This window comes from Streptomyces lydicamycinicus (assembly GCF_000829715.2).
In the GTDB taxonomy this organism is placed as follows: Bacteria; Actinomycetota; Actinomycetes; order Streptomycetales; family Streptomycetaceae; genus Streptomyces; species Streptomyces lydicamycinicus.
In genome coordinates this window covers 271,079-285,141 of the sequence record NZ_BBNO01000008.1, presented here as the reverse complement: position 1 = coordinate 285,141, position 14,063 = coordinate 271,079, and the positions used below count along the sequence as shown (strand labels likewise).

The 14,063-nt window shown below is 71.6% G+C and carries 10 protein-coding genes and 1 riboswitch; of the genes, 6 read left to right on the top strand and 4 right to left on the bottom strand.

Features of this window, described 5'->3' with window-relative positions; translation table 11 throughout:
* Window positions 1-98 precede the first annotated feature (98 nt).
* From TU31_RS27530 to TU31_RS27520, 4 genes are all read left to right on the top strand, one after another.
* Entirely contained in the window at window positions 99-551 is a 453-nt protein-coding gene (locus TU31_RS27530; RefSeq protein ID WP_042159299.1) for a hypothetical protein, read from the top strand.
* 240 nt (window positions 552-791) lie between these two features.
* Window positions 792-1,226 (top strand): hypothetical protein, encoded by a 435-nt coding sequence (locus tag TU31_RS38825; protein WP_158894754.1) that lies wholly within the window; start codon window positions 792-794, stop codon window positions 1,224-1,226.
* A gap of 80 nt (window positions 1,227-1,306) precedes the next feature.
* Entirely contained in the window at window positions 1,307-2,458 is a 1,152-nt protein-coding gene (locus tag TU31_RS27525; protein ID WP_042159296.1) for a PLP-dependent cysteine synthase family protein, read from the top strand.
* Window positions 2,459-2,463: 5 nt separating this feature from the next.
* Window positions 2,464-3,744 carry an MFS transporter gene (locus tag TU31_RS27520; protein WP_042160017.1) on the top strand — a complete coding sequence of 427 codons (1,281 nt, stop codon included), beginning with the start codon at window positions 2,464-2,466 and terminating at the stop codon, window positions 3,742-3,744.
* An 82-nt stretch (window positions 3,745-3,826) separates the two neighbouring features.
* Here the strand turns inward: TU31_RS27520 and TU31_RS27515 are convergent, their stop codons facing one another.
* On the bottom strand, window positions 3,827-4,729 hold the full coding sequence (locus TU31_RS27515; protein ID WP_181018674.1) for a class I SAM-dependent methyltransferase: 903 nt from the start codon (window positions 4,727-4,729) through the stop codon (window positions 3,827-3,829).
* A gap of 225 nt (window positions 4,730-4,954) precedes the next feature.
* Between TU31_RS27515 and TU31_RS27510 the strand changes: the two genes are divergently transcribed.
* Window positions 4,955-7,012: a phosphocholine-specific phospholipase C gene (locus TU31_RS27510; RefSeq protein ID WP_042159293.1), complete on the top strand. Its 2,058-nt coding sequence runs from the start codon at window positions 4,955-4,957 to the stop codon at window positions 7,010-7,012.
* 55 nt (window positions 7,013-7,067) lie between these two features.
* On the opposite strand, the gene metE is transcribed toward TU31_RS27510, so the two are convergent.
* Complete coding sequence (gene metE, locus TU31_RS27505; RefSeq protein WP_042159289.1) at window positions 7,068-9,392, bottom strand: 5-methyltetrahydropteroyltriglutamate--homocysteine S-methyltransferase; 2,325 nt, start codon at window positions 9,390-9,392, stop codon at window positions 7,068-7,070.
* Window positions 9,393-9,564: 172 nt separating this feature from the next.
* Window positions 9,565-9,752: riboswitch (cobalamin riboswitch) on the bottom strand.
* Window positions 9,753-9,938: 186 nt separating this feature from the next.
* Here metE and TU31_RS27500 point away from each other — a divergent pair.
* Window positions 9,939-10,997, top strand: a complete 1,059-nt coding sequence (locus tag TU31_RS27500) for an aldo/keto reductase (protein ID WP_042159287.1) — start codon at window positions 9,939-9,941, stop codon at window positions 10,995-10,997.
* A gap of 82 nt (window positions 10,998-11,079) precedes the next feature.
* Here TU31_RS27500 and TU31_RS27495 read toward each other — a convergent pair whose 3' ends face one another.
* The gene (locus tag TU31_RS27495; protein ID WP_245698789.1) at window positions 11,080-12,255 is read right to left on the bottom strand and encodes a L,D-transpeptidase family protein; all 1,176 of its coding nucleotides are present in this window, start codon (window positions 12,253-12,255) and stop codon (window positions 11,080-11,082) included.
* 231 nt (window positions 12,256-12,486) lie between these two features.
* Window positions 12,487-13,803, bottom strand: coding sequence for a DUF6777 domain-containing protein (locus tag TU31_RS27490; protein WP_063770833.1), 1,317 nt, complete (start codon window positions 13,801-13,803; stop codon window positions 12,487-12,489).
* Window positions 13,804-14,063 lie beyond the last annotated feature (260 nt).

The window sequence follows — 14,063 nt, the reverse complement described above, 5'->3', positions numbered from 1 at the left end:
CTGACGCCCACCGCTGTCGCGCCTCGCCCGGTGACTGATATGCGCCTGCGGGCGCGGGGTTACCGGCAACGATCGGCCGTCGCGGTTACGATCGCGGTATGGCAACGGTCAGGGCGGCCCGCGGGCCGGCCAACAGCGGGATGCGGAACCGCGGTTCAGCGGTTCCGTTTCGTCTGCTGTGGCTGGCCGCCGTGCTGATCAGTGTGCTGGTCGCCCACGGGGCACGGGCGGAGAGCGCCGAGGGCCATCTGGTGAACGCCGTGCCGGTGGCGGCATCCGCCACCGCGGACTCCGGAGCCTGGCTCGCCTCCGAACACAGCGGTCACTGTGAGCAGCCGGAGTACCCCGGGCATCCCGAGCACCACTCCGACGAGTTGTGTGTGTCGGGCCTGCCCCAGCAGAGCGCCGCCCCGACGCTGCCGTCTCCCACGCCCTCGGCGGACTGCGCCTGGCAGCCGTCGGCACCGGTCCGGTCCGGGGCGTCCGCGGGCGCCCGTACCGCCCTTCCACCATTGCGCAGCGCAACGGCTTCCGTGGTGCAGCAGGTCTAGATTCGGCCGGTTCCGGATCGATCCCCTGCCGATGCCGCCTGCCCGCCTGCGTATTCCGCTCCGGCGGGGCGGCAGTCTCCCGGAGACCCTGTGCCGTTCCGCGTTCCGTTGTGCCTTCTGTTCCGCCTTCTCTTCCGTAGTGGTGCCCGCCCCCATGGCGGTGCCCGCTCCCGTAGTGGTGCCCGCCCCCATAGCGGTGCCCGCTCCCGTAGTGGCGCCCGCTTCCGCAGCGGTTGCGGCTTGCTCAGTGGTGCCCGCTTCCTGAGGGGCGGCCGTTTACGCCGGCGCCGGCCGGCCGTCCTGCTGCTCCTGGTAGCCGGACTGCTGGCCGTGCTGCTCCCGTGTGCCGACGGCGCCGACGGCCATCACTCCGCGCCCGCCGCGGCGGCGGTTTCGCCGGGCCGGCCCGCGCCCGTGGCCGCCGCGCCCGCCCAAGTGACCGCCGGGGCGGACGCCGGGCACCACGACTCCGCGTGTGCGCCCGGCCCGTCCGGCCATCTCCCGCAGGGCCGCCCGGCCGCCGGGGCGGAGCGCGCCGCGGTGCCCGCCGTCCTCGCGGGGCCCGTGCGCATCGCGGCGGGACGGCGCCCGGCCGCGGGGCGCGGGGCCGGGCGGCCCAGACGGGCCCGCAGTGGCCGGACCACCCTCGCCGCCCTGTGCCGGTGCCGGATATAGGAGCCCGCCGTCGCGTCCGGCCACCCCGGCCGGCGCGAGATGAGCGCCCGTGTCTCCCCACCACCGAACGAGAGCGAATCATGCACCCTCTCCCCACGGCGGCCCGCTCCGTCTCCACCGTTGCCCCCGCCTCCCCGACGCCCGCCTCCGGCATCCCCGGCCTGGTCGGCAACACCCCCGTCCTGCACATCTCCGAGCCGCTCACCCCGCCCGGCCGCGGCTTCTGGGCCAAGCTCGAAGGCCGCAACCCCGGCGGCATCAAGGACCGGCCCGGACTCCACATGGTCGAACGCGCCCGCGCCCGCGGTGAGTTGCGGCCCGGCGCCCGGATCATCGAATCCACCAGCGGCACCCTCGGCCTGGGCCTGGCGCTCGCCGGCATGGTCTACGGCCACCCCGTCAGCCTGGTCACCGACCCCGGTCTGGAGTCCTCGATGACCCGGCTGCTGACCGCGTACGGCGCACAGGTCGAGATCGTCGCCGAACCGCACCCCAGCGGCGGCTGGCAGCAGGCCCGCCGCGACCGGGTGCGTGGACTGCTCGCGGCGCACCCCGGTGCGTGGTGCCCGGACCAGTACAACAACCCCGACAACACCACCGCCTATCTGCCGCTGGCCCTCGAACTCGCCTCCCAGCTGGGGCATATCGACGTCCTGGTGTGCAGTGTGGGCACCGGCGGGCACTCCGCCGGGGTGTCCCGGGTGCTGCGCCAGCTCTATCCGCAGCTGCGGCTCGTCGGCGTCGACACCATCGGCTCGACCATCTTCGGACAGCCCGCCCGGCCCCGGCTGATGCGCGGGCTCGGATCGAGCATCTATCCGCGCAATGTCGCCTACGACCAGTTCAGCGAGGTGCACTGGGTCGCCCCCGCCGAAGCGGTCTGGGCCTGCCGCACGCTGGCGTCCTCGCACTACGCCACCGGCGGCTGGAGCGTCGGAGCGGTCGCGCTGGTCGCCGGCTGGCTGAGCCGGACCGAGCCGGCCGGCACCAGGATCGCGGCCGTCTTCCCCGACGGACCGCAGCGCTATCTGAGCACCGTGTACGACGACCAGTACTGCGCCGCCCACCACTTGCTCGACGCCCCGCCGGCGGACGGCCCGCAGACCCTGAGTCGGCTGGGGGAGCGGGAGGTCACCGTCTGGAGCCGGTGTGCACAGGTCGTCGATCCGCTCGGCCCGTCCGGCGCGGCGGGTCGCCCCGGAGAGGCGCCCGCCCAGGAGGAGGCCCGGTGACCGGCATGCTCACCCAGTTCCGTTCCTATGAGCGCAGCGCCCGGCTGCTGATGGTCAATCAGTTCACCATCAACCTCGGCTTCTACATGCTGATGCCCTATCTGGCCGCGCATCTGTCCGGGACGCTCGGCCTGGCGGGCTGGCTGGTCGGGCTGGTCCTGGGGGTCCGTAACTTCAGCCAGCAGGGGATGTTCCTGGTCGGCGGCGCACTGGCCGACCGGTTCGGCTACAAGCCGCTGATCGTGGCCGGCTGTGTGCTGCGGACGCTCGGCTTCGCGACGCTGGGGCTGGTGGACTCGCTGTCCGCGCTGCTGGCGGCGTCCGCGGCCACCGGACTGGCCGGCGCGCTGTTCAACCCGGCGGTCCGGGCCTATCTGGCCGCCGCGGCGGGCGACCGGCGGCTGGAGGCGTTCGCGCTGTTCAACGTCTTCTACCAGGCGGGCATCCTGCTCGGCCCGCTGGTGGGGATGGTGCTCACCGGCGTCAACTTCCGGGTCACCTGCCTGGTTGCGGCCGGGATCTTCGCGCTGCTGAGCCTGGTGCAGATCCGTGCGCTGCCGGCCCGCGGGGACGAGGCCGCACCCGACGGCGGCGGCCACCGCCGGACCGGCCTGCCGTCCCCGTGGCGGGGCGTGCTGGCCAACCGCCCGTTCCTGCTGTTCTCCGGAGCCATGATCGGCTCCTATGTGCTGTCCTTCCAGGTCTATCTGGCGCTGCCGCTGGAGGTACGACGACTCGGCGGCGAGGGGGAGTTCGGCACCGCGGCGGTGGCCGGGCTGTTCGCGGTGTCCGGGCTCAGCACCATCCTGGGCCAGACCAGGGTGACCCGCTGGTGCAAGGCCCGGATGACGGCGGGCCGCGCCCTCGCCCGGGGGCTGCTGACCATGGGGCTGGCGTTCGTCCCGCTGCTGGCCGCCACGGCGCTGCCGGTGCCGGCAGACGGCCCCGGCCGCTGGGCCCTCGCGGCCGTCCCGCCGGCGCTCTGTGCGCTGCTGCTCGCCCTCGGCACGATGATCACCTACCCGTTCGAGATGGACACCATCGTCCGGCTGTCCGGTAACCGCCTGGTGGCGACCCACTACGGGCTCTACAACACCATCTGCGGTATCGGCATCACCCTCGGGAATCTGCTCACCGGCGCCGCACTGGACGCCTCCCGGTCCGCCGGACTGCCGGCCCTGCCCTGGATCGCCCTCCCGGTCCTGGGCCTGGCCTGTAGTGCCGCCCTCTACGGACTGCACCGCACGGGCCGGCTGGCCCCGGCCACCGCGCCGGCGATGGGCTGAACACAGCGGTGGTCACCCCCGTCCGCGAGGAGCGGGGGTGACCACCTCCCGGCCCCTCACCGGATCCCGGCCGTCGAGCCGGTCATCGCCTCCGGGCCGTCACCAGCCACGCCGCGCTGCCGAGCGTGACGCCGTCGGAGCCCTGGTGTTCGGCCAGCGCGTCCCGCAACGCGGTCACCGTCTTGGCCCGCGCTTCCGCACTCGCCTCGGCGAGCATCGCGCGCGACCCCGGCATGTCGAGTTGGTAGGCCACCACGTCGTGCGGATCGGGTCCCATCCACATCGGCTCGTCGACGGCGCTGATCGTGATCTCGTCGAATCCCGTGCTGTCCAGCAGCTTCCTGATCCGGTCGGCGTCGGCGAGCGAGAACGGGCCCGGGGCGCCGGGCGCATCGAGCTCCGGCAGCTGTACATACGGGGCGATGGCGTCCATCGGCACCGTCATATAGGCATTGTCCCGCAGGCTCCGCCAGCACAGGAACGCCAACTGTCCGCCCGGACGCAGCGCTCGGGCGATATTCGCGAACGCCGCCTCCGGGTCGGCGAAGAACATCACCCCGAACCGGCTGATCGCGATGTCGAAGGCACCGTCCGCGAAGCGATGGACCTGTGCGTCCCCTCGCTCGAAGGCGACCTGCGGCAGTCCGGAGTCCGCGGCCCGCTTCCGGGCCTCGGCCAGCATCGGCGCCGACACATCGACGCCGAGCACCGACCCCTCGGCTGCGGCCCGCGCCGCCTCCAGGCTCGTACCGCCGCTGCCGCATCCGATGTCCAACACCCGGCTGTCCGCCCGGATCCCGGCCGCCGCCATCAAGTGCGGGGTGAGCCGGCGATACCTCGCCTCCTGCCTTTCCCGCTGCTGGACCCAGTACCGTCCGTCGTCCCCGTTCCAGGTCTCGGCCTGTCCGGCGTTGCCCGCCGCGATCTTGTCGGGCGGCGGTGTCCCGCCGTCCCCGGCCACGCCCTGATCCGTGCCCTGTCCCATTGTTCCCCCTTGTTCGAAATGCCCCCGGGTGGCTGTACGGCATCCCCGACCAGGGAGTTCGTCGCGCGTACGCCGATGTGCCATATCTGCGACACCCCCCCTTCCCTGGCGCTCGTTCCTCTTGGAACACTCTGCTGACCGTGGTTCCGCACCACTCCTCACACAACCGCACATCAACACCCGTCATTTCGCCAACTCCCCCACATGCGAAGAGGTTCCCAGCCCATGCCAGAATTGAATCGTCGGCGCTTTCTCCAGATCGCCGGCGCCACCGCCGGCGCCTCGGCCCTGTCGAGCAGCATCGCCCGTGCCGCGGCCATCCCCGCCAAGCGAAGCTCCGGATCCATCAACGACATCGAGCACATCGTCGTCCTGATGCAGGAGAACCGTTCCTTTGACCACTACTTCGGCTCCCTGAAGGGCGTACGCGGCTTCGGTGACCCGCGTCCGCTCGTCCTGGAGAGCGGGAAGTCCGTCTGGCACCAGCCGGACGGCGACAAAGAGGTGCTGCCCTACCACCCGGACGCCGAGGACCTCGGCATGCAGTTCATCGCGGGCCTCGACCACGAATGGGCGGGCGGCCACAAGGCCTGGAACAACGGCAAGTACGACAACTGGATAGCCGCCAAGACCGCCGGGACGATGGCCCATCTGACGCGTAAGGACATCCCGTTCCACTACGCGCTCGCCGATGCGTTCACCGTCTGCGACTCGTACCACTGCTCGTTCATCGGGGCCACCGACCCCAACCGCTATTACATGTACACGGGGTATGTCGGCAACGACGGCAAGGGCGGCGGCCCGGTCCTCGGCAACGAGGAGGAGGGGTACAGCTGGACGACGTACCCGGAGCGGCTGGAGAAGGCCGGGATCTCCTGGAAGTTCTACCAGGACATCGGTGACGGCCTGGACGCGGACGGCAAGTGGGGCTGGATCGAGGACGCCTACCGCGGCAACTACGGCGACAACTCACTGCTCTTCTTCAACCAGTACCGCAACGCCAAGCCCGGCGACCCGCTCTTCGACAAGGCCCGCACCGGCACCAACGCCAAGGAGGGCGACGGCTACTTCGACCGGCTCAAGGCCGATGTGAAGGCCGACAAGCTGCCCCAGATCTCCTGGATCGCCGCCCCCGAGGCCTTCTCCGAGCACCCCAACTGGCCCGCGAACTACGGTGCCTGGTACGTCTCCCAGGTGCTGGACGCGCTCACCTCCAACCCCGAGGTGTGGAGCAAGACCGCGCTGTTCATCACCTACGACGAGAACGACGGCTACTTCGACCACGTCCTGCCGCCCTTCCCGCCGGCCTCCGCCGACCAGGGCCTGTCGACCGTGGACACCTCGCTCGACAGCTTCGGCGGCAACGCCAAGTACTCCGCGGGCCCCTACGGCCTCGGCCAGCGCGTCCCGATGCTCGTCGTCTCCCCCTGGAGCACCGGCGGCTACGTCTGCTCCGAGGTCTTCGACCACACCTCCATCATCCGCTTCATGGAGCGCCGCTTCGGCGTCCACGAGCCCAACATCTCGCCCTGGCGGCGCGCCATCTGCGGCGATCTGACCTCCGCCTTCAACTTCGGGCTGGAGAACACCAAGCCGGCCGAGCTCCCCGCCACCGACGGCTTCCAGCCGCCGGACAAGGAGCGGCACGACAGCTATGTGCCGAAGCCGCCCGCCAACCCCGTGCTGCCCAAGCAGGAGCCGGGCTCCCGCCCCACCCGCCCGCTGCCGTACGAGCCGCTCGTCGACGGGTCCGCGACCCCCTCCACCGGCCGCTTCACCCTCACCTTCAAGAGCGGCGACAAGGCCGGCGCCTGCTTCACCGTCACCGCGGGCAACCGCACCGACGGTCCCTGGACGTACACCACGGAGGCCGGCAAGAAGATCTCCGACACCTGGAACACGTCCTACTCCAAGGACGTCTATGACCTGTCCGTCCACGGCCCGAACGGCTTCCTGCGCACCTTCAAGGGCAACGGCAAGAAGACCGGGCCCGAGGTGACCGCCCGCCATGACAAGACGGCCGGCTGCGTCGAACTCACCCTGACCAACCCCGGCCGCACCGACTGCCATCTGACCGTCACCCAGGCCTACGGCGGCCCCGCCGAGACCTACCCGGTCCGGGCGGGCGCCACCGTCAAGAAGTCGGTCGACCTGCGGGCCAGCAAGCGCTGGTACGACCTGTCGGTCACCTCCGACACCGACCCCGCCTACCTGCGCCGGTTCGCCGGCCATGTGGAGACCGGGGAGCCGGGTGTGAGCGACCCGGCGATCATCACGGGCTGAGCCGCCGACGGGTCGGGACCGGCGCCCCCACGGGTGCCGGCCCCGGCCCGTACGGTCAGGAAGCCCCGCCGGGCAGACCGCCGCGGATCTCCCGGGCCGCGGTGACCAGGTTCTCCAGGGCGGCCCGCACCTCCGGCCAGCCACGGGTCTTCAGACCGCAGTCCGGGTTGACCCACAGCCGCTCGGCGGGGATCGCGGCAAGCCCCTTGCGCAACAGGGCCGTTGCCTCGGCCGCGTCCGGGACGCGCGGCGAGTGGATGTCATAGACCCCGGGGCCCACCTCGCGCGGATAGCCGGCCGTGGCGAGCTCCGAGGCGACCTGCATATGGGAGCGGGCCGCCTCCAGGCTGATGACATCGGCGTCGAGGTCCTCGATGGCCCGGAGGATGTCACCGAACTCCGCGTAGCACATATGGGTGTGGATCTGGGTGGCCGGACGGACCCCGCCGGTGGTGAGGCGGAACGCCTCGGTGGCCCAGGCCAGGTACGCGGCGTGGCCGGCCGCCCGCAGCGGCAGCGTCTCGCGCAGCGCGGGCTCATCGACCTGGATGACCGAAGTGCCCGCCGCCTCCAGGTCGTTGACCTCGTCGCGCAGCGCGAGCGCCACCTGGCGGGCGGTGTCGCCCAGCGGCTGGTCGTCGCGGACGAAGGACCAGGCGAGCATGGTGACCGGGCCGGTGAGCATGCCCTTGACCGGCCGCTCGGTGAGCGACTGGGCATAGCGGGTCCAGCGCACCGTCATCGGCTCGGGACGGGAGATGTCCCCGGCCAGCACCGGCGGCCGGACGTAACGGGTGCCGTAGGACTGCACCCAGCCGTGCTGGGTGGCGAGGTAGCCGGTCAGCTGCTCGGCGAAGTACTGGACCATGTCGTTGCGTTCCGGTTCCCCGTGCACCAGGACGTCGATCCCGGCCTTCTCCTGGAAGGCGAGCACCTCGCGGATCTCCGCCGAGATCCGCTCCTCGTACCCCTCGGCGTCCAGCCGCCCGGCCCGCAGATCCGCCCGCGCCGTGCGCAGTGCGGCGGTCTGCGGGAACGAGCCGATGGTGGTGGTCGGCAGCAGCGGCAGCCGGAGGTGCGCGCGCTGGGCGGCGGACCGCTCGGCGTACGGCTGGGAACGGCGGCCGTCGGCCTCGGTCACGGCCGCCGCGCGGGCGCGCACCGCCGGGTCATGGGTGAGTGCCGAGCCCGCCCGGGAGGCCAGGTCCGCGCGGTTGGCGGCGAGTTCGGCCGCGATGGTGTCGGTGCCCCGGGCCAGACCGCGCGCCAGCGTCACGATCTCCGTGGTCTTCTGCCGGGCGAAGGCCAGCCAGCGGAGGATCTGCGGGTCGATGTCCCGCTCGGCCCCGGTGTCCAGCGGGACGTGCAGCAGCGAGCAGGAGGACGACACATCGACCCGCTCGGCCAGCCCGAGCAGCGTGCCCAGGGTCGCCAGCGACTGCTCGTAGTGGTTGATCCAGATATTGCGGCCGTTGACGACACCGGCGACCAGCCGCTTGCCGGGCAGTCCGCCGACCGCCGCGAGATCCTGGAGGTTGCCGGCCGCGGGCCCGGTGAAGTCCAGCGCCAGACCCTCGACGGGTGCCTTGGCCAGCACCGGCAGTGCCTCGCCCAGCCGGTCGAAGTACGAGGCGACCAGCAGCTGCGGGCGGTCGGTGAGCGTGCCGAGGTCCCGGTAGGCGCGGGCCGCGGCGTTCAGCACGGCGGGGGAGCGGTCCTGGACCAGCGCCGGCTCGTCCAGCTGCACCCAGTGGGCACCGGCCGCCCGCAGATCGGCGAGCACCTCGGCGTAGACGGGCAGCAGCCGGTCGAGCAGCGTCAGCAGGTCGAAGCCGGCCGCGACGCCGGGCGCGGGCTTGGCCAGCAGGAGGTAGGTGACGGGCCCGACGAGGACCGGCCGCGCGGCGAGCCCGAGGCCGAGTGCCTCCGTCAGCTGGGCGACCTGCTCGGCGGAGTCCGCGGCGAAGACCGTGTCCGGCCCCAACTCCGGTACGAGATAGTGGTAGTTGGTGTCGAACCACTTGGTCATTTCCAGCGGCGCCAGGTCCTGGGTGCCGCGGGCCATCGCGAAGTAGCCGTCCAGGGGATCGGCGGCCACCGCGGCGCGGTGCCGCGCCGGGATCGCGCCGACCATCACGCTGGTGTCCAGGACGTGGTCGTAGTACGAGAAGTCGCCGGTCGGCACCTCATGGACACCGGCCCGGGCGAGCTGCTCCCAATTGGCGCGGCGCAGCCCGGCGGCGGTGGTACGGAGCGCCTCGGCGCTCACACGGCCCTTCCAGTAGCCCTCGATGGCCTTCTTCAGTTCACGGTTCGGCCCCTGACGGGGGTAGCCGTGCACGGTCGCTCGTGCTGCCGCGGCTGCGGACCTGCTGGTCACGGAACTCTCCTTCGCGAGTCTGTCTCCATGGACCACGGGACGGGTCGAGGGCGCGAAGGGACGGCAAACCCGGCGGGACCCGGCGCTCTTCCGCCGGCCGTGCCCGCCTGAGTGTCCGCCGACCCGCCCTCGAGGTCACCGAGATCACCCCGCGCACCGGTCGCGCGGGGGCACTGGCAGGTCTTCGGACTCGCGGGCGCATCCGCCGAAGGCGGACATCTACTGGCCGTCGCTTCCCAGACCCGGCCGGGCCCAGTGCGTATGACGGCGGTCGTTCCCACTCACCGCTGCGGGGCAGTCTCGGAATTCCACCGGGTTCCCTCTTACGACGCGCCTGCCTGGCGGGCAGGGCGAACCAGTCGCACCGGCCACCCTAGGCGCTGCCGCCCGGATCGGACACCGCGACCGGATCTCCCGTAGGTGACATCGGCCACCGTGGGGAAGGCAACGCGCCCCCGCCCGCGGTGCCGTGGCTTGCCCTGGAGTGCGCTCCAGCTCCTAGCGTGGGCGCACGACTTACCGCTGTCGTTGAACGAAGGGAACCTCGTGCGCTACACACTGTTCGGCAGGACCGGTCTGCGGGTGAGCGAGCTGAGCCTGGGCGCCATGACCATGGGCGACGACCGGGGCCGGGACGCCGCCGAGGACACCAGCGGCCGGATCCTGGACGCCTACGCGGACGCGGGCGGCAATTTCATCGACACCGCGAACATCTACACCGGCGGCGCCTCCGAGCGGACCCTCGGTGCGCTGCTGGAAGGGCGCCGGGACCGCTTCGTCCTGGCGAGCAAGTACACCTGCATGACCCACCAGGGCGATATGAACGCGGCGGGCAACCACCGCAAGAACCTGGTGCGGTCGGTGGAGGCGAGCCTGGACCGGCTGCGCACCGACTACCTCGATGTGCTGTGGGTGCACGCCCGGGACAACTTCACGCCCGTGGAGGAGGTCATGCGGGCGCTCGATGACGTGGTGCGCTCGGGCAAGGTGCTCTACATCGGCGTGTCCGACTGGCCCGCCTGGGAGATCGCCCAGGCCAACACCCTTGCCGAGCTGCGCGGCTGGACCGCGTTCGCGGGCTCGCAGCTGCGCTACAACCTGCTGGAGCGGACGCCGGAGCGGGAACTGCTCCCGCAGGCCCGCGCCTTCGATCTGGCCGTGCTGGCCTGGGCACCGCTCGCGGCCGGCAAGCTCACCGGCAAGTACCGCCGAGGGGAGACCGGCCGGCTGGCCACCATGGACGACGGCGCTACCCCGAACCACCACGAGGAGGAGACCCTCACCGCGGTGCTGGAGGTCGCCGAGCAGGGCGGCTGGAGCCCCGCGCAGGTGGCCCTGGCATGGCTGCGCAGCCGGCCCGGCAACATCGTTCCGATCGTCGCCGCCACCAAGGAGAGCCAGCTGGCCGACAACCTCGGCGCCGTCGACGTCACCCTGGACGCCGACGCGCTGGACCGGCTCGACCGGACCAGCGAGGTGCCGCTGGGCTTCCCGCACGACTTCCTGCGGCAGCCGGGCGTCATCGAGAACGTCTACGGCGACCGCTGGGCCGAGATCGAGGACCGGCGCTCCACCTACCGCCGTACGGCGAGCGAGATCCGCTGACCGGACGCCCCGACGCCGGACGCCGCCGCCTGAACAGTCAGGCGACGGCGTCCGTTTCGCTACCGCGGGAGCGCGGGCCGGGTCAGCGCAGCGCGCTGCGCTGCTGCCACTGCTGCCAGCTCTCCTGCCAGACCTCCAGGCCGTTGCCGACATCGGTCTTGTTGGTGTTGGTGGTGCCCTTCACCTCGACCGTGGAGCCGATCGTCAGGAAGTCATAGGCCCTCTTGGCGTCCGAGGTGGTCATGCCGAAGCAGCCGTGGCTGTTGTTCTCCACGCCGATCGACTTGTTCCACGGGGCGGAGTGCAGGAAGGTCCCGGACGCGGTGAGGTGGGTGACCCACTTGGAGTCCAGGCTCCACTCGTCGCCGTGGCCGATGGTGGAGGAGTCCATCGTCTCGGCCGCGTTCTTGCTGCGTACGGTGTGCACGCCGCCGCGGGTCGGGTCCTGCGGGGAGCCGGCGGAGCCGCGGATGCTGCCGACGTTCTTGCCGTTCTCGTACATCGTCATGGTGTGCGAGGGGACGTCGATGACGGCCTTGTGGTCGGCGCCGATGCGGAAGCTGAAGTTGTAGTCCCGGGCGAACCAGCCGCCGTCACCGGAGTTGATGCCGGACAGCGCGCCCTGCACGGAGACCTTGGTGCCGGACGGCCAGTAGTCCTTGGGCCGCCAGTCGATCCGGTCCTTGCCGGAGTAGTCCTTGACCCAGCCCCAGGAGCCCTCGACCTTCGGCTGGGTGGTCACCTTCAGCGCCCGCTCTATCTCGGCCTGCCGGTCCTTGGCTATCGGGTTGTCGAAGAGGATCGAGACCGGCATTCCGGTGCCCACGGTCGTCCCGCCGGACGGGGTGTTGGTGAGCTTGTTGACCTTGCCGGCCTGCTCCGTGGTGAACTTCGAGGTGGCCGAGGACTCCTTGCCCCCGTCGGACTTGGCCTTCGTGCGCACGGTGTACGTGGTATCCGGCATGACCTTGCCGTCCGACTTCCATGACGCGCCGTTACCGGAGAGCTGTCCGGCGACCTTGCCGCCCTTGTCGTTCTCGACCTCGACCGAGGTCAGCTTGCCCCCGTCGGCCTGTACGGATATCTGGGAGCCGAGCTTGGCCGGGGTCTTTCCGGCGGCCGGGGTGACGGTCACCTTGGTGGCCGGCTGGTCGGCCTTCGACGCATCGGCGCCGCCGCCGCACGCGGTCAGCAGCGCGGCAGCCGCGGTCAGGGCGGGTATCAACCGGGCGGAGTGGCGACGTGGTCCGGCGAGCACGGGGGTCCTTCCGAAGCAGAACAGCTGGCAGCGGCGGATCCCGGCCCCGTCACGGGGTGGCCGTCAAGGGCTGCCTGTGGACCCGCCGACTATGCAGAGGGTCTGTCTGCTCGGGTGGTTGTCCGGTGCACCGGATTACCAGGACACAGTTCGATATCGGAAACGTGAAAAAGCGGCGGACGGCCTTCCGGTCGCCCGCCGCTTCCTCTGCTTTCCGGTCCCGCCCGGGTGTCAGCCGGAGGGCGGTGAGCCACCGCCCGTGACTCCGGCCTGGGCCGACTGACCGCCGGTGTTCCCGCCGGTGGTGGTGTCGCCGGTGGTGTTCCCGGTGGTGTTCTCGCCGGTCGTGTTCCCGGTCGTGTTCCCGGTGGTGTTCTCGCCGGTGGTGCTCCCGGTGGTGGTGGTTTCGCCGGTGGTGGTCCCGGTGGTGGTTTCCCCGTTGGTGCTCCCGGTGGTGGTGCCGCCACCGTTCGGCGAGCCGGTCGTGCTCCCTCCGGTCGACGTGTCGGTCGGGCCGCCGGTGGTCCCCGTCCCGCCGCCGGTCTCCGGCGGAGAGGTGCCGGTGCCCCCGGTGGGCTGTTCGGTGGACCCGGGCGTGGGCGGCGGTGACTGGCCCGGCGGGGGCTGGGACGAGGTGGGGCCGCTGGGGGTCTCGGTCGGCGGGGACGTCGGGCGGTCCTCGGCGCCGGTGGTGCCCTCGGGGCGCTTGAACCACTTGCCCGTCTTCGGGTCGCGCAGGGTGAATTCCTTGATCTTGGACTTCGCGGGCTTGACGACGACCGAGTTCGAGGACTGGTATCCGGGCCACTTGGTGCCGACCGTCTTCACGTCACCCTTGAGCGCGGTCGGCGGCGTCAGCGGGTTGCCGCACTTGCAGCGCACCCGTGGCACCCCGTACGAGTCGACCATCACCGCGGTGCCGGACTGGAGCACCGACTGGAAGCTGGTGGCCTTGCCGTTCTTGAAGCCGTGGTTGGTGACCCGGGTGTCGTACAGCAGCTGAACGGGCGTCAGCGACCGCAGATAGGACGGGACGTCCCCCGGCTGCTTGCCCAGGACGCCGGCGAACGCCTGGTTCTTCGCGGGGGCGCTCGTCAGATAGCTGATCTGCTTCTCGACATCGCAGCTCGCGCTGTTCTCGGTCCCGCCGTAGAGGCCGGGCGTCGCGCCCGAGAACTGACTGTTGCCGCCACCGGACGGCTTGTTCGGTGTGGCGGACGGGGTCGGGGAGGACTCCTTCGCCGACGACTTGGTGACCGGGTCCTGTCCGGTCGAGGCGGCCGGTTCGGCGAACACCTCACTGGTGCCGCCCCCCGGACGGGTGAAGAGGACGATCAGGACCACCGCCACGACCAGGGCGGTCGCGATGATCGCGACCCGTGGCGCGGACCGCCACCAGGGCCCGCCGGCTCCGGCACCCCCGCCGCCGCGGCCGCCACCGCCGCCACCCCCGCCGCCTCCGCCGCCCTTGCCGGGGCCGCCCGGCGGCGGGCGGTAGCCGGGCTGGGTGGGCTCCTCCGGCGGTGCCTGCCCGGGCCATGAGCCCACCTGTGTCGGCTCGTGCCCGGGGCTGGACGGCGTACCGGAGAGCGGGCCCGACGGCGGTCCTGTCGGGTGGCTGTCAGGCGGCGGTGGAGATGTCACGGGTGCCTCTTCCGACGCGTGTGGGCCATCCGGCTATGCGAATTTTGCCCGGTTTGTCTAGGTCAAGGACATTGTGTGTCCGGGAGCCGCGCCGTCCGCAAGCGGGGCGGCACGCCGGTGCTTACGGTGGTGCGTGCATGCCGTCCCTGCGGTAAATGCACGGA

Coding starts and splice junctions, on each gene's coding strand:
- TU31_RS27510 (WP_042159293.1), top strand. CDS start 4,955: ATGCCAGAATTGAATCGTCGGCGCTTTCTCCAGATCGCCGGCGCCACC.
- TU31_RS27515 (WP_181018674.1), bottom strand. CDS start 4,729: ATGGGACAGGGCACGGATCAGGGCGTGGCCGGGGACGGCGGGACACCG.
- TU31_RS27530 (WP_042159299.1), top strand. CDS start 99: ATGGCAACGGTCAGGGCGGCCCGCGGGCCGGCCAACAGCGGGATGCGG.
- TU31_RS27520 (WP_042160017.1), top strand. CDS start 2,464: ATGCTCACCCAGTTCCGTTCCTATGAGCGCAGCGCCCGGCTGCTGATG.
- TU31_RS27525 (WP_042159296.1), top strand. CDS start 1,307: ATGCACCCTCTCCCCACGGCGGCCCGCTCCGTCTCCACCGTTGCCCCC.